We start from the raw sequence: 20,582 nt of genomic DNA on the forward strand, positions 1-20,582 counted from the left end.
CGTCACGCGGCCTGCGGCACGGCGCGCAATGCGCGTGCCTTGCGTTTGAGCAGCAATGCGCCGGTCGCGGTGACCATGCCGCTGGCGCCGTCGAGCGCGCCCTCGGCAAGTTCGAGGCCGAGCAGCCGGTCGCGCTCGAACGGGCCGGGCAGCACGAGTTCGCTCATCCTCTCCGGCGAGAAGCCGAAGCGGGCGTAATAGGGCGCATCGCCGAGCAGGATCACCGCGCCATGGCCGCGCGTCCGCGCGATCGAAATCGCGCGGTCCATCAGCGCGGCGCCGACACCGAGGCCGCGGCAGGTGGAATCCACCGCCAGCGGCCCCAGCATCAGCGCGGGGTTGCCCCCGGCGCTGACGTGCCACAACCGAACGGTACCGACCAGCCGGCCGCTTGCGACCGCCGACAGCGCAAGGCCTTCGGCGGGCGCGCGTCCGTCGCGCAGGCGCTGGCATGTGCGCTGATGGCGGTTCTCGCCAAAGCAGACATCCAGCAGCATTTCACGCGCCTCGACGTCCGAGGAACGTTCCGCACGGATCGCGAACGGAGCGGCGCTCGGGGTGAGGGCAACGGTGGTCTTCCGCAAAGCAGTCATGGCACGTCAGTCCCCGCTTCCAGCGGCGGGGCACACCGGTGAAAGCGTCGTTCGAAAATTCGAAAATGTCGGGGAGGGAGCCGGCAGGCCGGCTCCCTGTTTTCTTCTCCCTCTCCCGCAAGCGCGAGAGGTAAGAGACGTCAGATGTGGTAGGTCCTCAGCGGCGGGATGCCGTTGAAAGCCACCGACGAGTAGGTCGACGTATAGGCGCCGGTGCCCTCGATCAGCAGCTTGTCGCCGATCTCGAGCGTCACCGGAAGCGGATACGGCAGCTTCTCGTACAGCACATCGGCCGAGTCGCAGGTCGGGCCAGCAAGCACGCACGGCGTCATATCCGCGCCGTCATGCGGCGTGCGGATCGCGTAGCGGATCGACTCATCCATCGTCTCGGCGAGACCGCCGAACTTGCCGATGTCGAGATAGACCCAGCGCACCTCGTCCTCGTCGCTCTTCCTGGAGATCAGAACGACTTCGGTCTCGATGATGCCGGCATTGCCGACCATGCCGCGGCCCGGTTCGATGATCGTCTCCGGGATCTGGTTGCCGAAATGCTTGCGCAGCGCGCGGAAGATCGACCGGCCGTACTGCACCACCGGCGGCACGTCCTTCAGGTACTTGGTCGGGAAGCCGCCGCCCATGTTGACCATGGACAGGTTGATCCCGCGCTCGGCGCAGTCACGGAATACGGTCGAGGCCATCGCCAGCGCCCGATCCCACGCCTTCACCTTGCGCTGCTGCGAGCCGACATGGAAGGAGATGCCGACAGGCTCCAGGCCGAGGCGCTTGGCGAGGTCGAGCACGTCGACCGCCATCTCCGGGTCGCAGCCGAACTTGCGCGACAGCGGCCATTCGGCGCCGGCGCAGTCATAGAGGATGCGGCAGAACACCTTGGCGCCGGGGGCGGCACGGGCGACCTTTTCGACCTCGGCGGCGCAGTCGACCGCGAACAGGCGAATGCCGAGCGCGAAGGCGCGCGCGATGTCGCGCTCCTTCTTGATCGTGTTGCCATAGGAGATGCGGTCCGGCGTCGCGCCAGCGGCCAGCGCCATCTCGATCTCGGCGACTGTCGCGGTGTCGAAGCAGGAGCCGAGCGAGGCGAGCAGCGACAGCACTTCCGGCGCCGGGTTGGCCTTCACCGCGTAGAACACGCGGCTGTCCGGCAATGCCTTCGCGAAGCTCTGGTAGTTGTCGCGCACGACTTCGAGGTCGACGACGAGGCACGGCTCGGTGTCGAGGCCCTCGCTGCGGCGGTGACGCAGGAATTCCTGGATGCGCTCGGTCATGGCACTCTCCCAACGACCCCAGCGACGGGGCCGCATTCAAAAACGTGACGTCGGATAAGAGTGCCTTGGCCGAATTGCGCGATGGAGGCGCAACGAAGCCAAAAAACTCAAACCAGACTGTGCTGCCGTGGATTGGTTGGGAGATTTCCCGCCCGCTCACCTGGCAATGAAGGACAAGCCTTTTCAGTAGCCCGCGCCGGCGTTGGAATGCCGGTAGAGACCAAAAAAGCCCGCTCCGTCGTTGCTTTAAGTCGCGTCCCCCGTTGAGAGCGGGGTGCGCCGGTTCGCCTCCGGCTGCCAGTCACGGTTGCAAGAGATGGAGAGACCTTCATCGGCATCCCTTGAGAGAGATGCTGGCCGCTTCAGAGGCGACCCTCGGTTCTTCATCCCTTGGCGGCTGTCCGGCCTCTTGTCCGGATACCTACCGACTGACACACGACCACAGGCACGTGCGAAATTGGGCAAGGCTGGAAATAAGTGTTTTGACTTAGCTGCGCAAGAATTTTTTTGGGCTGCGCGCAGATTTCCCTAACGCGAGCTTGCGATTGTTTGTCGCTGCACGTGCGCACCACGTCGAATATGAATGGACGTTAAGAGAAGCTAGCAGTCGGCTGCGCGTTTGGAGCCTTCTGCCACAGTGTTTTCGCAGTCGCGCCTCACGCGCGCCGCGTGAACGGCTCGATGCGCTGCGCCGCGCGGATGAATGCGATCATCACGAGGACGCCGAGCGCGAACAGCACCGCTTGCAGGATGTGCGCGGCGGTGTCTTCGAGCCCGAACAGGATCGCGAGCGCCCAGCCGCCGGCGAAGGCACCGCCGAACACTTCCGCGCCGATCAGGATCGCCGCGCTGATCACGGTGATCACGCTCGGCCAGACGATCTGGCGGTTGCCGGTGGAGGAGGGCTGTTGGCTCATGGAAGAAGGTCCTTTTTGAGGGGCGCAATGTCCCCGAAATGGGCCCTGCGATCAAGCGCAAAAGGCCCAAAATTGCCGCACGGTGTGGTATAGTTTGCCGCAATATCTTGGACAAAAATAGGATTTCGCATGTCGGCAAGTTCGCAAGGTTTGGCCAACCCGCTGCTGCAGGGCTGGCAGACGCCGTTCGAGACGCCGCCCTTCGACGAGATCAAGCCCGAGCATTTCCTGCCCGCCTTCGAGCAGGCCTTTGCCGATCACTCCGCCGAGATCGGCGCGATCGTTCATGATCCGGCGGCGCCGGACTTCGACAACACCATCACCGCGCTGGAGCGTTCCGGCAAGCTGCTCTCCAAGGTCTCGGCGGTGTTCTATGACCTGGTGTCGGCGCACTCCAATCCGGCGATCCTGGAGATCGACAAGGAAGTCTCCTTGCGGATGGCGCGGCACTGGAACCCGATCATGATGAACGCCGTGCTGTTCGGCCGCATCGCGCTCTTGCACCAGAACCGCGCCTCGCTCGGCCTGAGCGGCGAACAGCTCAGGCTGCTGGAGCGCACCTATACGCGCTTCCGCCGCGCCGGCGCCGGCCTCGACGACGCCGCCAAGGCGCGGATGGCCGAGATCAACGAGCGGCTCGCCCATCTCGGCACCAGCTTCAGCCACCATCTGCTCGGCGACGAGCAGGACTGGTTCATGGAGCTCGCCGAGGACGACCGCGCCGGGCTGTCGGACAGCTTTGTCGCCGCCGCCAAGGCCGCGGCGGAAGAGCGCGGGATGGCCGGCAAGGCGATCGTGACGCTGTCGCGCTCCTCGGTCGAGCCGTTCCTGAAAACCTCCGATCGCCGCGACCTGCGCGAAAAGGTCTTCAAGGCCTTCACCGCGCGTGGCGACAATGGCAACGCCCACGACAACAACGCGACCATCGTCGAGATCCTGGCGCTGCGCGAGGAAGCCGCCAAGATCATGGGCTTCTCGAACTACGCCTCCTACCGGCTCGAGGATTCCATGGCGAAAACGCCGGACGCCGTGCGCGGCCTCTTGGAGCGGGTCTGGAAGCCGGCGAGGGCGCGGGCGCTCGCCGACCGCGACGCGATGCAGGCGCTGATCGCGGAGGAGGGCGGCAATTTTGCGCTGGCAGCCTGGGATTGGCGTTACTACGCCGAGAAGCTCCGGCAGATCAGCGCCAATTTCGACGACGCCGCGATCAAGCCCTATCTTGTGCTCGACCACATGATCGAGGCCGCCTTCGACTGCGCCACCCGCCTGTTCGGCGTCACCTTCGAGGAGCGCAAGGATATCCCGGCCTGGCACCCCGACGTCCGGGTCTGGGAAGTCAGGGATCGCGACGGCAAGCACAAGGCGCTGTTCTACGGCGACTATTACGCCCGCCCCTCGAAGCGCTCCGGTGCCTGGATGACCTCGCTGCGCGATCAGCAGCAGCTCGACGGCGCGGTTGCCCCGCTCGTCATCAATGTCTGCAATTTCGCCAAGGGCGCGGGCGGTGCGCCCGCGCTGCTGTCGCCGGACGATGCCCGCACTTTGTTCCACGAATTCGGCCACGGCCTGCACGGCATGTTGTCCAACGTCACCTATCCCTCGCTGTCGGGCACCTCCGTGTTCACCGATTTCGTCGAGCTGCCGTCGCAGCTTTACGAGCACTGGCAGGAGCGGCCGGAGGTGCTGCAGCGCTTCGCAAGGCACTATGAGACCGGCGAGCCGCTGCCGGACGATCTCCTGCTGCGCTTCCTCGCCGCGCGGAAGTTCAACCAGGGTTTTGCCACCGTGGAGTTCGTATCCTCGGCGCTGATCGACCTCGAATTCCACACCCAGCCGGCCGAAGCCAGCCGCGACGTCAGGGCCTTCGAGAAGCAGGAGCTCGAGAAGATCGGCATGCCCGCCGAGATCGCGCTGCGGCACCGGCCGACCCAGTTCGGCCACATCTTCTCCGGCGACCACTATGCCGCCGGTTATTACAGCTACATGTGGTCGGAGGTGATGGACGCGGACGCCTTCGGCGCCTTCGAGGAGGCCGGCGACATCTTCGATCCCGCGACCGCAAAGCGCCTGCTCGACGACATCTATTCGTCGGGCGGTTCGCGCGATCCGGAAGAGGCCTATGTCGCCTTCCGCGGCCGCGAGCCGGAGCCGGATGCACTGCTCCGCCGGCGCGGGCTGCTCGAGACCGCCGAGGCCGCCTGAAGTGAGGCGCATGTCCCGCAATTGGCTCGGCCTCCTGGCCGCTGGCGCCGTGATGCTCGGCACGGCCGCCGCACAAGCCCATCCGCATGTCTGGATCACCGCCAGGAGCGAGGTGATCTATGCGCCCGACGGCACCATCACCGGCGTCCGCCACGCCTGGACCTTCGACGACATGTTCTCGACCTATGCGCTGCAGGGCATCGAGGCCAAGACCAAGGGCGCCTTCACCCGCGAGGAGCTGGCGCCGCTCGCCCAGACCAATGTCGAGTCGCTGAAGGAATACGCCTACTTCACCTTCGCCAAGGCCGACGGCAAGAAGCAGAAATTCACCGAGCCGGTCGATTATTTCCTCGAATACAACAACACGGAATTGACGCTGCACTTCACGCTGCCGGCGAAGACGCCGTTCAAGACCAGGCAGCTTTCGCTCGAAGTGTTCGACCCCGCCTTCTTTATCGACTTCAAATATGCCGACAAGGACCCCGCCAAGCTGGTCGGCGCGCCGGCCGACTGCAAGCTGCAATTCCAGCGGCCGAATGATGGCACCGCGAGCGCGCAGCAGCTCGGGGAGCAGAACTTCCTGAGCGGCGAAAGCTCCAACTTCGGCGCGATGTTCGCCAACAAGATCGTGGTGGAGTGTCCATGAAGCAGGGATCATCCGTCGCGCGTAGCCTGGCGATTGCCGCCGTGGCGCTCGCAGTCTTTGCGCTGGCCGATGCTGCCATGCATGCGCTGTCAGCACAAAATCCGTTTGGGGCCCCGCGGCGGGCGGCCGAGCCGCAGGTCGGCGGTATCATCGGCTGGCTGCTCGCCAAGCAGGGGGAATTCTACCGCGAGATTTCCGCGTCCATCCGTGCTGCCAAGACCGATGGCTATGCAGTCTGGACGTTGCTTGGCGTCTCCTTCGCCTATGGGATCTTCCATGCTGCAGGCCCCGGCCACGGCAAGGCGGTGATCTCTTCTTATCTCGTCGCCAACCGGGAAACCGCCTCGCGCGGCATCGCGCTGTCGTTTGCCTCGGCCCTGCTGCAGGCCGTGGTGGCCGTGGTGTTCGTCGTCATCGGCGCCTGGCTGCTCAACGCCACCGCGAAAACCTCGTGCGGCGCGGAAAAAGCGATCGAGATCGCCAGCTATGCCCTGATTGCCGCCTTTGGTGCGCGGCTGGTCTGGAGCAAGGGCGGCGGCTTCTTCCGCGCGCTGCAGGCGAATGTGCCGCAGCCGGCCATCGCAGGTGTCCCGCATCACCACCACGATGACGGTCATCACCATCACCGCGATCATCACCATGACCACGACCACGATCATCACCACGATCATGGGCACGAGCACGGGCATGGCGCCGGGCACCAGCACGCCCACGCTCATGTCCATGACGAGCATTGCGGCCATTCGCACGGTCCCGAGCCGAGCGAGCTCGCCGGCCCCGGCGGTTGGCGCCGCGGCTTGAGCGCGATCGTGACCGTCGGTATCCGGCCCTGCTCGGGTGCGATCCTGGTGCTGGGATTCTCGCTGGCGCAGGGCCTGTTCTGGGCCGGCATCGCCGCGACCTTCGTGATGGGCCTCGGCACCGCGATCACGGTCGCGACGATCGCGATCCTCGCCGTCTCCGCCCGCGGTCTGGCGCAACGCGTCAGCGCCGGCCGCGACGGCAGCGGCATGCTCTTCATGCGCGGCATCGAGTTCGGCGCCGCCGGTCTGGTGCTGCTGTTCGGGCTGGGATTGCTGTTCGGCTACCTCGCCACCGAGCCGCCGACCTGCGCGTACTTTATGTGACGGCGCCGCGGAGCGGCCTTTGAAGTTACCTCTCCCCGCTCTTCGCGGGGAGAGGTCGGCGCATTGCGCCGGGTGAGGGGCTGTTTCCGCAAACACAACTTCCAGCTTTTTCGCGGAGGCAGCCCCTCACCCCAACCCTCTCCGTAAGAACGGGGAGAGGGAGAACTCAGACCGTCAGATATCGCTTTATCATCGGCAGGAAGAAGATCGCGACATTGATCGTAAAACCGATGGTCCAGAGGATCGAGCGCAAGGTCGGGCGGTTGCCGAGATAGGTGAAGACGTAGGCGATCCGCACGATCAGGAACAGCACCGCGAGCTCATCGATCAGCCGTAACGGTCCCACGCGGAATTCGGCGAGCAGCACGGCGAAGGCGAAGAACGGAAACGCCTCGATCCCGTTCTGGTGGGCGCCGAGCGCGCGGGCCCGGATCGGGTCGTCGTAGAAGGCGGGATCGCGCGGGTTGGAATTGTCGAAACGGCCGCTCGCAGTCCACTTGGCGGCTGCGAGCGTCAACAAATACAGCATCAACGTTCCGAACACGCACCATTCGGCAACCGTCATGGTTCCTCCCCCGCATTGCGGAGGGGAGCCTAGCTAACGGTGCGTTGTCTTGACAAGAATGGGGCAACGCGCGAAGCCACGGCCGTCATGACCGTGGCCGTCCCAGTCCGAAACACGACGCCGGCAGCGCAAGCCCAGCCGGATCGCATCGGCGTGCTGCTGGTCAATCTCGGCACGCCCGACACCGCCGACGCCCCGGGCGTGCGGGTCTATTTGAGGGAATTCCTCTCCGACCCGCGCGTGATCGAGGATCAGGGGCTGTTGTGGAAGCTGATCCTCAACGGCATCATCCTGCGCACGCGGCCGCGCACCAAGGCGCTCGATTACCGGAAGATCTGGAATACCGAGAAGGACGAGTCGCCGCTGAAGACGATCACGCGCTCGCAGGCCGAGAAGCTAGCGGCGGCGATCGGGGAAGATCATGTCGTGGTCGATTGGGCGATGCGCTACGGCAATCCCTCGATCCGGGCGGGGATCGAGGCGCTGACGGCGCAGGGCTGTAACCGGCTGTTGGTGGTGCCGCTCTATCCGCAATATTCCGCCGCGACATCGGCGACCGTCTGCGACGAGGCGTTCCGGGTGCTCTCCAGCTTGCGTGCGCAGCCGACCTTGCGGGTGTCCTCGCCATACTATGACGATCCTGTCTATATCGACGCGCTCTCGGTTTCGATCAACGCGCACCTGGCGACGCTGCCGTTCGAGCCGGAATTGATCCTGGCGTCCTTCCACGGCATGCCGCAGAAATATGTCGATCAGGGTGATCCCTATTTCGCCCAGTGCGTCGCCACGACGGAAAGCCTGCGCAAGCGCCTCGGGCTCGATGCCTCCAGGCTGATGCTGACCTTCCAGTCGCGCTTCGGCAACGATGTCTGGCTGCAGCCCTATACCGACAAGACCGTCGAAAAGCTCGCCAAGGACGGCGTGCGACGAATTGCCGTCGTCACGCCCGGTTTCTCCGCCGACTGTCTGGAGACGCTGGAAGAGATCGCGCAGGAGAACGCGCACATCTTCAAGCAAAATGGCGGCGAGCAGTTTGCGGCGATTCCCTGCCTGAACGACAGTGAGCCCGGCATGGACGTGATCCGCCAACTCGTGCTGCGCGAACTCCAGGGCTGGATTTAGCCGAATTGGGACCACGGTGCGCTCGCTCTCCCGCAACCGGGAGAGGCGAAGTCGAGCGCAGCGCCTGACACATCATTTACGTTCGCAGGCTATATCTGGCAGCCTCGCAAAACCGCTCCTTAACTATGTGTCAACCAACAGCCGGCTGAACCGGCGTTGCGGTTTTGCAGACCAAATGCAGGGCCGCGCCGGCTTTCGCCGGTCTTGGAGGACTTTATGAGTGGTTTCGACATTTTCGCCATCGCCCTTGTTCTGCTCGTCATCGTCACGCTGTTCGCCGGGGTCAAGACCGTTCCGCAGGGCTATGGCTGGACCATCGAGCGCTTCGGCAAGTACACCCGCACGTTGCTCCCCGGCCTCAATCTCATCGTGCCCTATTTCGACCGCATCGGGCGCAAGATGAATATGATGGAGCAGGTGATCGACATCCCCGAGCAGGAGGTGATCACCAAGGACAATGCCACCGTCACCGTTGATGGCGTTGCCTTCTTCCAGGTGTTCGACGCCGCGAAGGCGAGCTACGAAGTCGCCAATTTGCACCAGGCGATCACGGTGCTGACCATGACCAACATCCGCTCGGTGATGGGTTCGATGGACCTCGACCAGGTGCTGTCGCATCGCGATGAGATCAACGAGCGGCTGCTCCGCGTCGTCGACGCCGCGGTCTCGCCCTGGGGCGTCAAGGTCAATCGCATCGAGATCAAGGACATCGTGCCGCCGGCGGACCTCGTGGAGGCGATGGGCCGGCAGATGAAGGCCGAGCGCGTCAAGCGCGCCGACATCCTGCAGGCGGAAGGCCAGCGGCAATCGGAGATTTTGCGCGCCGAGGGTGCCAAGCAGGGACAGATCCTGCAGGCCGAAGGTCGCCGCGAAGCCGCCTTCCGCGACGCCGAAGCGCGCGAGCGACTTGCGGAGGCTGAGGCGAAGGCAACGCAGATGGTGTCCGAAGCGATCGCGAGGGGCGACGTCGCCGCACTGAACTACTTCATCGCCGACAAGTACATCAAGGCGTTCGGGCAGTTGGCGGAAGCGCCGAACCAGAAAATCGTGATGCTGCCGATCGAGGCATCGAGCGTGCTCGGCTCGCTTGCCGGCATCGGCGAGATCGCGCGCGCCACCTTCGGCGAAAGCACAGCTTCGGCAGCCGCCGCCGCGCGCCGCTCCTCGGTGCCGCAGGCCGGCCCGACGCCGCCGCCAATCGCGCCCGAGCGGTGAGGGTGCGGGCGTGCTAGCATTGCGTCTGCGGAATTAGAGGTCGTGTCATGACCGAGATGTTTTCGACACTAGGTACCTGGAACTGGCTGATCTTCGGCTTCATCCTGATGGCGCTGGAATTGGCGGCGCCCGGCGTGTTCCTGTTCTGGCTCGGGCTATCAGCGCTCATGGTCGGACTGGTGTCGTTCGTCATCAATCCGCTTTGGCAGACACAGTTCCTGATGTTCGCCGCGTTCGCGGTCGCCGCCGTGCCGGCATGGCGGCACTTCGCCAAGAGCGGGACCTCGGCGAGCGCGAGCAGCCCGTTCCTCAACCGGCGCACCGAAGCCCTGATCGGCCGCGAGTTCACGCTGGAGAAGCCGATCATCGACGGCTCAGGCACGGTGCGGATCGATGACACGATCTGGCGCGTCGCCGGCCCCGACGCGCCCGCCGGCAGCCGCGTCAAGGTTGTCAGCGCCGACGGCGCCAGTTTGACGGTGGCGGCGGCGTAGTGATGCAGGGCGGATTGGCATTTCCTCCCGCGCGAACAGCGTAATCCGTCATTCCTTCGCCGCAAAATCCCACTGTCATTCCGGGGCGCGCGAAGCGCGAGCCCGGAATCCATTCGTCCACTTGCGCAAGCGGAAAAATGGATTCTCTGATGTGCAATTGCACATCATAGCTCGATGCTATCGCATCGCCCCGGAATGACAGCCGCCGTAATTGCGAGCCAGCGGGTCGCGCGAACGCGCGCCCGATGACAGGCGCCGCGAAGCAATCCATCTCTCCGCCTGCCGCGCTATGGATTGCTTCGCTGCGTTCGCAATGACGATGTGGTTACTTTGCGTGCGACATAACAACTCGACGAGGCTGGGCAAGTATTTGCCGCGGGCGCGTCCTCGTAGAACGTCCTTTCTTTGCGCGACGCGCATGGCAATGAGGATGGAATTTTCTACGTGCAATCGCCCGCAACGGCGAATGCATTTCTGCGCCGTTCAAGGCTGATTGAATACTTGCCCAGCCTCGACGGGCAAATCACAAAAAGTCTGTCCAGCCCTCGCGCGAAAAACATTCCGCTTTCGTCGTCGGGCAAATCAGTGATGTAACTCCGCGCGTCTCACCCTGAGGAGACCGCGTAGCGGTCGTCTCGAAGGGCGAGGCCACCGGCGGGGCCTCGTGGTTCTCAAGGCGATGCGAGGCATCGTCCGGAGACGCGCGTTCCGCGCTCCTCACCATGAGGGTCTAGCGCGGCGAGCTTACGCCACGCCCGCGCGCAGGAAGTCGTGGAAATGCACGATGCCGACCGGCTTGCCGGCGTCGACGACGATCAGCGCGGTGACCTTCGACGAATTCAGCAATTCCAGCGCCTCGCCGGCCAGCGTGTCGCGGCCGATGGTTTTCGGATTCTTGGTCATGACGTCGTCGACGACGGCGGTCATCAGGTCGGAGCGCATATGGCGGCGGAGGTCGCCGTCGGTGACGATGCCGACGAGATGGCTGCGGCGGTCGACGATGCCGACACAGCCAAAACCCTTCGAGGTCATCTCGACCAGCGCGTCCGACATCCTGGTGCCGAGCGGCTTCAGCGGCACAGCCTCGCCAGCATGCATGAGGTCGCGGGTATATTTCAGCATCGCCCCCAGCTTGCCGCCGGGATGCAGCACGCTGAAATCGGTTGAGGTGAAGCCGCGGCCTTCCAGCAGCGCAATCGCCAGCGCATCGCCGAGCGCGAGCATCATCAGCGAGGAGGTGGTCGGCGCCAGATTATGCGGGCAGGCCTCGCGCGCCTTCGGCAGCGTCAGCGCGATATCGGCGGCCTTGCTCAGGCTCGAACCCTTTTCCGCTGTTATCGCGATCACGGGAATGCCGAAGCGCGCGGCGTAAGAGATCAGGTTCTTCATCTCCGGCTGCTCGCCGGACCATGACAGCGCCAGGATGACGTCGTCGGCGGTGATCATGCCGAGATCGCCATGGCTCGCTTCGGCGGCATGGACGAAGAACGCCGGCGTGCCGGTGGAGGCAAAGGTCGCCGCAACCTTGCGGCCGATGTGACCTGATTTGCCGAGCCCGGTGACGATCAGCCGTCCCTTGGCGTTGCGGATCATCTCCGCCGCCGCGGCAAAGGGCGCCCCGAGGTCGGAGCGGAGCGCGGCGTCGATGGCGGCGACACCGCTGGCTTCAGCCTCCAGCGTCCGCAGCGCCGATTGTACGGCGGCGTCAGCGGGCTCGGTGTCCGACGATTTCGGCATCAGCGGTTTGGGCTTGGCCATATCTCTTTACCAGAGGGTCTGTTTCCAGGGAGGAGGGGCGGTGCGCCCAGAGTCGTCTCCCTTAGCACGGCCGGCGGCGGCAGGCGACGCAGCCGGCCGCTCTCAACGAGCCATTAACCATAATTGTTTTAACTCCATTAAGGACGTTCTCGGCCCCGTTCCGCGTTTGCCGTGTAAGTCAAGGAATTTGTTGAGGTATTCTATCGTGGGACGAGGGCGAGCAAGGGGCCGGGCTGGGCGCGCGCGCTATTTGCGCGCGCCTGTCGTGTGCCTTGCCGCGCTCGCGGTGAGCGGCCCCTTCGCGCAGGCCCAGACGGTCACGCCCGATTTGTTCAGCCCGTCGCGCACGACCCAGGTGGCGCCGCCTGATTCGCCCCTGCGCAGGACCGCGGCCGAGCTGGCCGATCCGCTCAACGATCCACGATTGCGTGACCGGGATCGCGATGGCCGCGCGCCGTCACGCATTGGCCAGGTGCCGTCTTACGGCCTGCCGGCTGCGAACGGCGCCTCGACGTCAGGCTATGACTCGCTCAACCGCAAACGCCAGCAGCCGAAATATTATCCGGCGCAGGCGAGGCCGAAACGGCCGCCCGGCCCCGGCACGCCGCCGCCCGCGCCACCGCCGAGGACTCTGGCCGGACAATTGCGCCTGTCGATCCCGCCGTCGGAGACCGCCAACAAGCCGCCGGTGCCGCCGGCAATGGCCGGCAATGTGGTGGGCCAGCCGCCGCGCAAGCGGCTTAAGGTCGACGATGATCCGTTCGGCGCGGTCGGCGATTATGCCGGCAGCTTCCTGATCAAGTCCGCGGTCGAACTCAGCGCCGGCTATGAAACCAATCCCGGCCGGCTGTCGGTGCCACAGGGCTCGCCGACCTACGTGATCGCCCCGGAATTCCTGGCGGTGTCCAACTGGGAGCGCCACGCGCTGGTCGCGGACCTGCGCGGCTCCTTCACCGGCTACACCCAAAACCTGACGCCGAACGCCGATGGCACAGCGCTCTCCGCGCCGCTCGATATCGATCGCCCCAACTTCATCGGCCATATCGATGGGCGGCTCGACGTCACCCGTGACACAAGGCTGATGGGGCAGGCGCGGCTGCTCGTCTCCACCGACATCCCCGGCAGTCCGAACGTGCCGGCGGGTCTCGCCAGGTACCCGATCTACACCACGGTCGGCGGCACCTTCGGCGTCGACCAGAATTTCAATCGCCTGCAGGTCTCCGCAGGCGCCACCGTCGACCGCACCGATTACCAATGGTCCAGGCTCACCGACGGCTCGTTGGACTCGAACGATGACCGCAACTTCAGCCAGTACGGCGGCGTCGCGCGCGTCAGCTACGAAGTGAACCCTGCGGTCAAGCCGTTCGTGGAAATCCAGGGCGACAGCCGCGTCCATGATCTGCGGCTCGACCGCTCGGGCTTCGCGCGGGATTCCGTGGGCGGCTATGCGAAGGCCGGCTCGTCCTTCGAGTTCTCGCGGCTGTTGTTCGGCGAAGTCTCGATCGGCTACGCCGCCCGCAACTATCAGGATCCGCGGCTGAACCGGCTGGATGGCCTGCTCACCACGGCATCGCTGACCTGGACCGCGACGCCGCTGACGACGGCCAAATTCTATTCCGACACCCAGCTCGCCGAGACCACGCTGCCCGGCACATCAGGCGTGCTGGCGCGCACCTACACCGTCGAGGTCGATCACGACTTCCGCCGCTGGCTGACCGCGATCGGCAGGTTCACCTACGGCACGCTCGACTACCAGGGCGACAACCGCGTGGACAAGATCTACTCGCTGTCGGGCGACCTCATCTACAAGATGACCCGCAGCCTCTGGATTAAGGGCACCGTCCGCCACGACATATTGGACTCGAGCTCGCCGGGATCGAGCTCGCAGTCGACGGTCATGCTGCTCGGGGTCAGGGTGCAGAACTAGCCTACCGCGGTAGATCCGTCTTGCCCATCAAGAACGTGTCGATCGCGCGGGCGCAGAGGCGGCCTTCGCGGATGGCCCAGACCACCAGCGACTGGCCGCGGCGCATGTCGCCGGCGGAGAAGACGTTGGGCAATGAGGTCTGGTAGTCGCTCGTGTTGGCGCGGACGTTGCCGCGCTGGTCGAGGTCGACCGCGAGCTGCTTGAGCAGGCCGTCGTGCACGGGATGCACGAAGCCCATCGCCAGCAGCACGAGCTCGGCGTCGAGTACGAACTCGGTGCCGGGCAGAGGCTTGAACTTGTCGTCGACCTTGATGCAGTGCAGCTTCTTCACCTTGCCGCCAGTGCCCTCGAACTTCTGGGTCAGCACGGCGTATTCCCGGATCGCGCCTTCGGCCTGACTCGACGAGATCCGCATCTTCAACGGCCAGTTCGGCCAGGTCACGCCCTTGTTCTCGCGCTCCGGCGGCGCCGCCATGATCTCGAGCTGGGTCACGGACTTGGCGCCCTGGCGCAGCGAGGTGCCGATGCAGTCGGAGCCGGTGTCGCCGCCGCCGATCACCACCACATGCTTGTCCTTGGCCAGGATGTCGGTCACGCCGTTGAGCGGCTCGCCGGAGACGCGGCGGTTCTGCTGCGGCAGGAAGTCCATCGCGAAATGGATGCCGTCGAGATCGCGGCCGGGGATGGGGAGGTCGCGCGGGGCTTCCGCGCCGCCGGTCAGCGCGATCGCGTCGTACTGGCTCTGCAGATCGCTCGGATCGATCGCGCCGGGTGCATCGCCGCCGACTTGGGCGCCGTAATGGAAGGTGACGCCTTCGGCCTCCATTTGCGTGACGCGGCGATCGATGATGCCCTTCTCCATCTTGAAGTCGGGAATGCCGTAACGCAGCAGTCCGCCCGCCTTGGCATACTTCTCATAGACATGCACGTCGTGCCCGGCGCGCGCGAGCTGCTGCGCGCAGGCCATGCCCGCCGGCCCCGCCCCGATCACCGCGACCTTCTTGCCCGTCTTCTCGGCCGGGACTTCCGGCTTCAGCCAGCCATTGTCCCAGGCGCGGTCGACGATCGCGCATTCGATGGTCTTGATGGTGACGGGGTTGTCGTCGATGTTGAGCGTGCAGGACGCCTCGCACGGCGCCGGACAGATGCGGCCGGTGAATTCGGGGAAGTTGTTGGTCGAATGCAGGTTGCGCGAGGCTTCTTCCCAATTGCCCTGATAGACGAGGTCGTTCCAGTCGGGGATCTGGTTGTTGACCGGGCAGCCGGGCGTGCCCGGCGCGACCGAGCCGGTGCCGTGGCAGTAGGGAATGCCGCAGTTCATGCAGCGCGCGGCCTGATCGCGGAGGTCCTTCTCGCTGAGCGGAATGACGAACTCGTGGAAATGTTTCAGCCGCTCGGTGACCGGCGTGTACTTGCGGTCGTGCCGCTCGATCTCGAGGAAACCTGTGATCTTTCCCATTAAGCCTGAGGCCCCTGCACCTGGTTCGTCTTGTTTCGTCATCCGGGCTCGCGTCACACGCCCCGTTAGACCCTCATCCTGAGGACCGGCGCTCGCGCCGCGTCTCGAAGGATGAAGGCCGGTATCCTGGCCTCATGGTTCGAGACGGCGCTTCGCGCCTCCTCACACCATGAGGGTCTTGTGACTACGCTCCGATCGCGATTTTCGGCTCCGCGTCGGCGTTCGCCTTCATTTCCTTCAGTGCGCGACGGTACTCGACCGGCATCACCTTGCGGAATTTCGGCAGCCACGCCTTCCAGTCCGCCAGGATCTCGGCGGCTTTCTTCGAGCCGGTCAGCTTGGCGTGCCGCGTGACCAGCACATGGAGCCGTTCGACATCGGAATCAAGCAGGTTCTGGAACACGTCGACCCGGCCATGCGCCTCGAGATCGCCGGCATGGTGATAGGTGGCGGCGTTGATCATCTCTTCCGACAGCACCGGTTCCAGCTCGACCATCGAGAGGTTGCACAGTTTCGGGAAGTCGCCGGCTTCGTCCAGGACATAGGCGATACCGCCGGACATGCCGGCTGCGAAGTTCCGGCCGGTCTTGCCGAGCACGACGACGATGCCGCCGGTCATGTATTCGCAGCAATGATCGCCGGCGCCCTCGACGACCGCGACCGCGCCGGAATTGCGCACGGCGAAGCGTTCGCCGGCGATGCCACGGAAGTAGCATTCGCCCTCGATCGCGCCGTACATCACGGTGTTGCCGACGATGATCGACTCCTCCGGCACGATGCCGGAATTCTTCGGCGGCTTGACGATGAGGCGTCCACCAGAAAGGCCCTTGCCGACATAGTCGTTGCCTTCACCTTCGAGCTCGAAGGTGACGCCCTTGGCAAGCCACGCGCCGAATGCCTGGCCCGCGGTACCCTTGAGGCTGACATGGATGGTATCGAGCGGCAGGCCTTCATGGCCGTAGATCTTCGCCACCTGGCCCGACAGCATCGCGCCGGCAGAGCGGTCGGTGTTGTTGATCTCCTCCTCGATCCTGACCGGCGCGCCACGGTCGAGCGCGGCGCGGGCCTTCTCGATCAGGCGACGGTCGAGCACGGCTTCCAGATGATGGTTCTGGGCCTCCGAACGGTAGATCTTCTGGCCCTTCTCCTCCTTCTGCCGCACGAACAGCCGCGAGAAATCGAGGCCCTTGGCTTTCCAATGCGCGACCAGCGAGGTCTGGTCGAGCATCTGGGTCTGGCCGACCATCTCGTCGAACGTCCGGTAGCCGAGCGTCGCCATGATCTCGCGCACTTCCTCGGCGACGAAGAAGAAGTAGTTGATCACGTGCTCGGGCTGGCCGGTGAAGCGCTTGCGCAGCACCGGGTCCTGGGTCGCGACGCCGACCGGGCAGGTGTTGAGATGGCACTTGCGCATCATGATGCAGCCGGCCGCGATCAAGGGCGCCGTGGCGAAGCCGAACTCGTCGGCCCCGAGCAGCGCGCCGATCACGACATCACGCCCGGTGCGGAAGCCGCCGTCGACCTGCACCGAGATGCGGCTGCGCAGCCGCTCGCGCACCAGCGTCTGGTGAGTTTCGGCGAGCCCGATCTCCCACGGGCTGCCGGCATGCTTGATCGAGGTGAGGGGCGAGGCACCGGTGCCGCCCTCGAAGCCCGCGATCGTCACATGGTCGGCACGCGCCTTCGCGACACCGGCGGCAACCGTGCCGACGCCGATCTCGGAGACGAGCTTGACCGACACGTCGCCGTCCGGATTGACGTTCTTCAAATCGTAGATGAGCTGCGCCAGATCCTCGATCGAATAGATGTCGTGGTGCGGCGGCGGCGAGATCAGGCCGACGCCGGGCGTCGAATGGCGGACGCGGGCGATCGTCGCGTCGACCTTGTGGCCGGGCAACTGGCCGCCTTCGCCGGGCTTGGCGCCCTGCGCCATCTTGATCTGCATCATGTCGGAGTTGACGAGATATTCCGTCGTCACGCCGAAGCGGCCCGAGGCGACCTGCTTGATCGCCGAGCGCATGGAATCGCCGTTCGGCAGCGGCTTGAAGCGATCGGATTCCTCGCCGCCTTCGCCGGTGTTGGACTTGCCGCCGATCCGGTTCATCGCGATGGCGAGCGTGGTGTGCGCCTCGCGCGAGATCGAGCCGAACGACATTGCGCCCGTGGAGAAGCGCTTGACGATCTCCTTGGCCGGCTCGACCTCCTCGAGCTTCACCGGCTTGCGCTTTTCTTCCGCCGCGGTCTTGATCCGGAACAGGCCGCGCAGCGTGAGCAGCCGCTCCTGCTGCTCGTTCAGGATCTTGGCGAACGCGCGATAGCGCTCGAGCGAGTTGCCGCGCACGGCGTGCTGCAGCGCGGAGACCGACTCGGCGGTCCAGGCGTGATCCTCGCCGCGGGTGCGGTAAGCGTACTCGCCGCCGACATCGAGCGCGGTCTTGTAGACCTGGGCGTCGCCGAACGCATCGGCATGCCGACGCGCGGTTTCCTCGGCGATCTCGCCCAGCCCCACGCCTTCGATGCGGGTGTGGGTGCCGGCAAAATACTTGCCGACGAAATCGGCCTTCAGCCCGACGGCGTCGAAGATCTGCGCGCCGCAATAGGACTGGTAGGTCGAGATGCCCATCTTGGACATCACCTTGAGCAGGCCCTTGCCGATCGACTTGATGTAGCGCTTGACGATCTCCTTGTCGTCGAGCCCGCCCGGCAGGCGGTCCTTCATCGCGATGATGGTCTCGAATGCGAGATAGGGATTGATCGCCTCCGCGCCGTAGCCGGCGAGACAGGCGAAATGGTGCACTTCGCGCGGCTCGCCGGATTCGACCACGAGGCCGACCGACGTACGCAAGCCGGTGCGGATCAAATGATGATGCACGGCGGCGCAGGCGAGCAGCGCGGGGATCGGGATCCGGTCGGTGCCCGTCATGCGGTCGGACAGGATGATGATGTTGATGCCCTCGCGCACCGCGCCTTCGGCGCGCGCGCAGAGCTCGTCCAGCACCTGCTCCATGCCGGCGGCGCCGAAGCCGGCATGGAAGGTGGTGTCCAGCGTGCGCGACTTGAAATGCGTCTCGGCGACATCGGAGATCGAGCGGATCTTCTCCAGATCCGCGTCGGTCAGGATCGGCTGGCGCACTTCGAGGCGCTTGGTGGAGGCGAGCCCCTGCAGGTCGAACAGGTTCGGCCGCGGCCCGATGATCGAGACGAGGCTCATCACGAGCTCCTCGCGGATCGGGTCGATTGGCGGGTTCGTCACCTGCGCGAAGTTCTGCTTGAAATAGGTGAACAGCGGCTTCGGCTTGTCGGACAGCGCCGAGATCGGCGTGTCGTTGCCCATCGAACCCGCGGCTTCTTCGCCGGTTGCCGCCATCGGCGTCATCAGGATGTTGATGTCTTCCTGCGAATAGCCGAATGCCTGCTGGCGGTCGAGCAGCGGCAGGTTCGAACGCACGCTCTTGGTCGGCGCGTCAGGCAGTTCTTCGAGCTGCATCTGGGTGCGGGCCAGCCAGTCGCGATAGGGATGGCTCTTGGCCAGATCGGCCTTGATCTCGTCGTCGGGAATGAGCCGGCCCTGCTCGAGATCGACGAGCAGCATCTTGCCCGGCTGCAGCCGCCACTTGGTGACGATCTGGTCCTCCGGGATCTTCAGCACGCCCATCTCGGACGCCATCACGATGCGGTCGTCTTTTGTCACCATATAGCGCGCCGGCCGCAGGCCGTTGCGATCGAGCGTGGCGCCGATCTTGCGACCGTCGGTGAACGCGATCGCGGCGGGGCCGTCCCACGGCTCCATCATCGCGGCGTGATATTCGTAGAAGGCGCGGCGCTCTTCATCCATCAAGGGATTGCCGGCCCACGCTTCCGGAATCATCATCATCACCGCGTGCGGCAGCGAGTACCCGCCCTGCACCAGGAATTCGAGCGCGTTGTCGAAGCAGGCGGTGTCGCTCTGGCCTTCATAGGAAATCGGCCAGAGCCGGCTGATGTCCTTGCCGTAGAGCTCCGAATGCACGGAAGCTTGCCGCGCCGCCATCCAGTTGACGTTGCCGCGCAGCGTGTTGATCTCGCCGTTATGGGCGATCATGCGATAGGGATGCGCCAGCGACCAGGCCGGGAAGGTGTTAGTCGAGAAGCGCTGGTGCACCAGCGCCAGCGCGCTCGCGAAATCGTCCTCGTGCAGGTCCGGATAATACTTGCCGAGCTGATCGGCCAGGAACATGCCCTTGTAGATTACCGTGCGGCACGAGAACGAGACCGGGTAGTAGCCGGCCATGCCGCGATCGCGGCGCTGATAGATCGCCTGCGAGATCGACTTGCGCAGGATGTAGAGCCGGCGCTCGAACTCGTCCTCGGTCTTGCCGACGCCGTTGCGGCCGATGAATACCTGCAGGTGATAGGGCTCGGTCGGCTTCACGGTGACGCCGAGGGAGGAGTTGTCGGTCGGCACGTCGCGCCAGCCGAGCAGCTTGAAGCCCTCGTTCTTGATCTCGTCGGCGATGATGCTCTTGATGACGTTGCGCCAGGCAGCGTCGCGCGGCAGGAACAGCGCACCGATTGCATAGTCGCCCGGCTGCGGCAGCTTGAAGCCAAGCTCGGCCGCCTTGCGCGCGAAGAAAGCGTGCGGGATCTGCACCAGGATGCCGGCGCCGTCACCGGCGCGCGGATCGGCGCCGACCGCGCCGCGGTGCTCGAGGTTGCAAAGAATGTTCAGCGCGTCGGAGACGATCTGGTGCGAGGGCTTGCCCTTGATGTTGGCGATGAAGCCGACGCCGCAGGCATCCTTCTCCAGGCTCGGGTCGTACATGCCTTCGGCTTTGGGACGCCAATCGTGTTCGCGCGCCGGTTCGTCCGCTTTCGAGGCTGCGGCCGCCGACAACGTCTCTGTCACGATGGTTTCGCGCTCGAATTCCGACCCGCTCATGTTTCCTCTCAAATAAGGCTAAAGGGCCTCACGGTCGTTGGCGCACCTTGGGCGTTGCGGCACCCACTGGGGCCACCGCTCGTCCTCCGCGAGCCGCAATGTCTTAAATCAGGCGAGGAGCGTTCAACGTCCCTGAGGAACGGCCTTGCCCGCAGCATTCTCGGAGCCCGAAGGGCCGAGTTTCCGTTGCAATCCCTATGCCGGGAATTGCTCCGCGATTAAGACAGCTATACTGTCCTAACTCCGACCTTGCCAAATTTTTTTCTATCACACAAGCGCATGAGAGTCCTCGTCCGCATGTAGTTTTGCGCGGTGCGCGACGGGAGGGCCGCCCCCGATTTGAAGCAAACGCGCCG

The 20,582-nt window shown here is 64.9% G+C and carries 14 protein-coding genes; 7 read left to right on the top strand and 7 right to left on the bottom strand.

Annotation, left to right across the window (positions count from 1 at the left end; all coding sequences use genetic code 11):
* Positions 1-2: 2 nt before the first annotated feature.
* The 3 genes from AC5ZG5_RS18335 to AC5ZG5_RS18345 all read right to left on the bottom strand — a co-directional run bounded on the left by AC5ZG5_RS18335 (position 3) and on the right by AC5ZG5_RS18345 (position 2,793).
* The gene (locus AC5ZG5_RS18335) at positions 3-593 is read right to left on the bottom strand and encodes a GNAT family N-acetyltransferase (protein WP_130229441.1); all 591 of its coding nucleotides are present in this window, start codon (positions 591-593) and stop codon (positions 3-5) included.
* Between the two features lie 140 nt (positions 594-733).
* Positions 734-1,876 carry a type III PLP-dependent enzyme gene (locus AC5ZG5_RS18340; protein ID WP_028162988.1) on the bottom strand — a complete coding sequence of 381 codons (1,143 nt, stop codon included), beginning with the start codon at positions 1,874-1,876 and terminating at the stop codon, positions 734-736.
* A 656-nt stretch (positions 1,877-2,532) separates the two neighbouring features.
* The gene (locus AC5ZG5_RS18345) at positions 2,533-2,793 is read right to left on the bottom strand and encodes a hypothetical protein (RefSeq protein ID WP_456643257.1); all 261 of its coding nucleotides are present in this window, start codon (positions 2,791-2,793) and stop codon (positions 2,533-2,535) included.
* A gap of 129 nt (positions 2,794-2,922) precedes the next feature.
* Between AC5ZG5_RS18345 and AC5ZG5_RS18350 the strand changes: the two genes are divergently transcribed.
* From AC5ZG5_RS18350 to AC5ZG5_RS18360, 3 genes are read left to right on the top strand one after another with little or no spacing between them, the layout of a single operon-like run.
* A complete protein-coding gene (locus tag AC5ZG5_RS18350) occupies positions 2,923-4,995 on the top strand; it encodes a M3 family metallopeptidase (protein ID WP_456643256.1) in 2,073 nt (690 codons plus the stop codon).
* 10 nt (positions 4,996-5,005) lie between these two features.
* On the top strand, positions 5,006-5,641 hold the full coding sequence (locus tag AC5ZG5_RS18355) for a DUF1007 family protein (protein WP_456643255.1): 636 nt from the start codon (positions 5,006-5,008) through the stop codon (positions 5,639-5,641).
* Entirely contained in the window at positions 5,638-6,768 is a 1,131-nt protein-coding gene (locus AC5ZG5_RS18360) for a nickel/cobalt transporter (RefSeq protein WP_456643254.1), read from the top strand. The genes AC5ZG5_RS18355 and AC5ZG5_RS18360 overlap by 4 nt, the downstream gene beginning before the upstream one ends.
* A 166-nt stretch (positions 6,769-6,934) precedes the next feature.
* Here the strand turns inward: AC5ZG5_RS18360 and AC5ZG5_RS18365 are convergent, their stop codons facing one another.
* Positions 6,935-7,333, bottom strand: a complete 399-nt coding sequence (locus AC5ZG5_RS18365; protein ID WP_456643253.1) for an MAPEG family protein — start codon at positions 7,331-7,333, stop codon at positions 6,935-6,937.
* 87 nt (positions 7,334-7,420) lie between these two features.
* On the opposite strand from AC5ZG5_RS18365, the gene hemH reads away from it, so the two are divergent.
* The 3 genes from hemH (at position 7,421) to AC5ZG5_RS18380 (ending at position 10,164) form a co-directional block, all read left to right on the top strand.
* Positions 7,421-8,455 (top strand): ferrochelatase, encoded by a 1,035-nt coding sequence (gene hemH / locus AC5ZG5_RS18370; RefSeq protein ID WP_028162982.1) that lies wholly within the window; start codon positions 7,421-7,423, stop codon positions 8,453-8,455.
* Between the two features lie 216 nt (positions 8,456-8,671).
* Positions 8,672-9,670: an SPFH domain-containing protein gene (locus AC5ZG5_RS18375; RefSeq protein ID WP_456643252.1), complete on the top strand. Its 999-nt coding sequence runs from the start codon at positions 8,672-8,674 to the stop codon at positions 9,668-9,670.
* Between the two features lie 47 nt (positions 9,671-9,717).
* Positions 9,718-10,164, top strand: coding sequence for an NfeD family protein (locus AC5ZG5_RS18380; RefSeq protein ID WP_130229434.1), 447 nt, complete (start codon positions 9,718-9,720; stop codon positions 10,162-10,164).
* A 744-nt stretch (positions 10,165-10,908) separates the two neighbouring features.
* On the opposite strand, the gene AC5ZG5_RS18385 is transcribed toward AC5ZG5_RS18380, so the two are convergent.
* A complete protein-coding gene (locus AC5ZG5_RS18385; RefSeq protein WP_028162979.1) occupies positions 10,909-11,922 on the bottom strand; it encodes a KpsF/GutQ family sugar-phosphate isomerase in 1,014 nt (337 codons plus the stop codon).
* 205 nt (positions 11,923-12,127) lie between these two features.
* On the opposite strand from AC5ZG5_RS18385, the gene AC5ZG5_RS18390 reads away from it, so the two are divergent.
* Positions 12,128-13,849, top strand: coding sequence for an outer membrane beta-barrel protein (locus tag AC5ZG5_RS18390; protein ID WP_456643251.1), 1,722 nt, complete (start codon positions 12,128-12,130; stop codon positions 13,847-13,849).
* A 1-nt stretch (position 13,850) separates the two neighbouring features.
* Here the strand turns inward: AC5ZG5_RS18390 and AC5ZG5_RS18395 are convergent, their stop codons facing one another.
* The gene (locus AC5ZG5_RS18395) at positions 13,851-15,308 is read right to left on the bottom strand and encodes a glutamate synthase subunit beta (protein WP_456643250.1); all 1,458 of its coding nucleotides are present in this window, start codon (positions 15,306-15,308) and stop codon (positions 13,851-13,853) included.
* A 184-nt stretch (positions 15,309-15,492) separates the two neighbouring features.
* Positions 15,493-20,226: a glutamate synthase large subunit gene (gene gltB / locus AC5ZG5_RS18400; protein ID WP_456643249.1), complete on the bottom strand. Its 4,734-nt coding sequence runs from the start codon at positions 20,224-20,226 to the stop codon at positions 15,493-15,495.
* Between the last annotated feature and the right edge of the window lie 356 nt (positions 20,227-20,582).

Source organism: Bradyrhizobium sp. Ses1 (assembly GCF_059512365.1).

What these genes read in the sequence shown, in the direction of transcription:
- hemH (WP_028162982.1), top strand. Translation starts at nt 7,421, where the DNA reads ATGACCGTGGCCGTCCCAGTCCGAAACACGACGCCGGCAGCGCAAGCC.
- AC5ZG5_RS18345 (WP_456643257.1), bottom strand. Translation starts at nt 2,793, where the DNA reads ATGAGCCAACAGCCCTCCTCCACCGGCAACCGCCAGATCGTCTGGCCG.
- AC5ZG5_RS18365 (WP_456643253.1), bottom strand. Translation starts at nt 7,333, where the DNA reads ATGACGGTTGCCGAATGGTGCGTGTTCGGAACGTTGATGCTGTATTTG.
- AC5ZG5_RS18375 (WP_456643252.1), top strand. Translation starts at nt 8,672, where the DNA reads ATGAGTGGTTTCGACATTTTCGCCATCGCCCTTGTTCTGCTCGTCATC.
- gltB (WP_456643249.1), bottom strand. Translation starts at nt 20,226, where the DNA reads ATGAGCGGGTCGGAATTCGAGCGCGAAACCATCGTGACAGAGACGTTG.
- AC5ZG5_RS18395 (WP_456643250.1), bottom strand. Translation starts at nt 15,308, where the DNA reads ATGGGAAAGATCACAGGTTTCCTCGAGATCGAGCGGCACGACCGCAAG.
- AC5ZG5_RS18350 (WP_456643256.1), top strand. Translation starts at nt 2,923, where the DNA reads ATGTCGGCAAGTTCGCAAGGTTTGGCCAACCCGCTGCTGCAGGGCTGG.
- AC5ZG5_RS18340 (WP_028162988.1), bottom strand. Translation starts at nt 1,876, where the DNA reads ATGACCGAGCGCATCCAGGAATTCCTGCGTCACCGCCGCAGCGAGGGC.
- AC5ZG5_RS18385 (WP_028162979.1), bottom strand. Translation starts at nt 11,922, where the DNA reads ATGGCCAAGCCCAAACCGCTGATGCCGAAATCGTCGGACACCGAGCCC.
- AC5ZG5_RS18335 (WP_130229441.1), bottom strand. Translation starts at nt 593, where the DNA reads ATGACTGCTTTGCGGAAGACCACCGTTGCCCTCACCCCGAGCGCCGCT.
- AC5ZG5_RS18380 (WP_130229434.1), top strand. Translation starts at nt 9,718, where the DNA reads ATGACCGAGATGTTTTCGACACTAGGTACCTGGAACTGGCTGATCTTC.
- AC5ZG5_RS18360 (WP_456643254.1), top strand. Translation starts at nt 5,638, where the DNA reads ATGAAGCAGGGATCATCCGTCGCGCGTAGCCTGGCGATTGCCGCCGTG.
- AC5ZG5_RS18355 (WP_456643255.1), top strand. Translation starts at nt 5,006, where the DNA reads ATGTCCCGCAATTGGCTCGGCCTCCTGGCCGCTGGCGCCGTGATGCTC.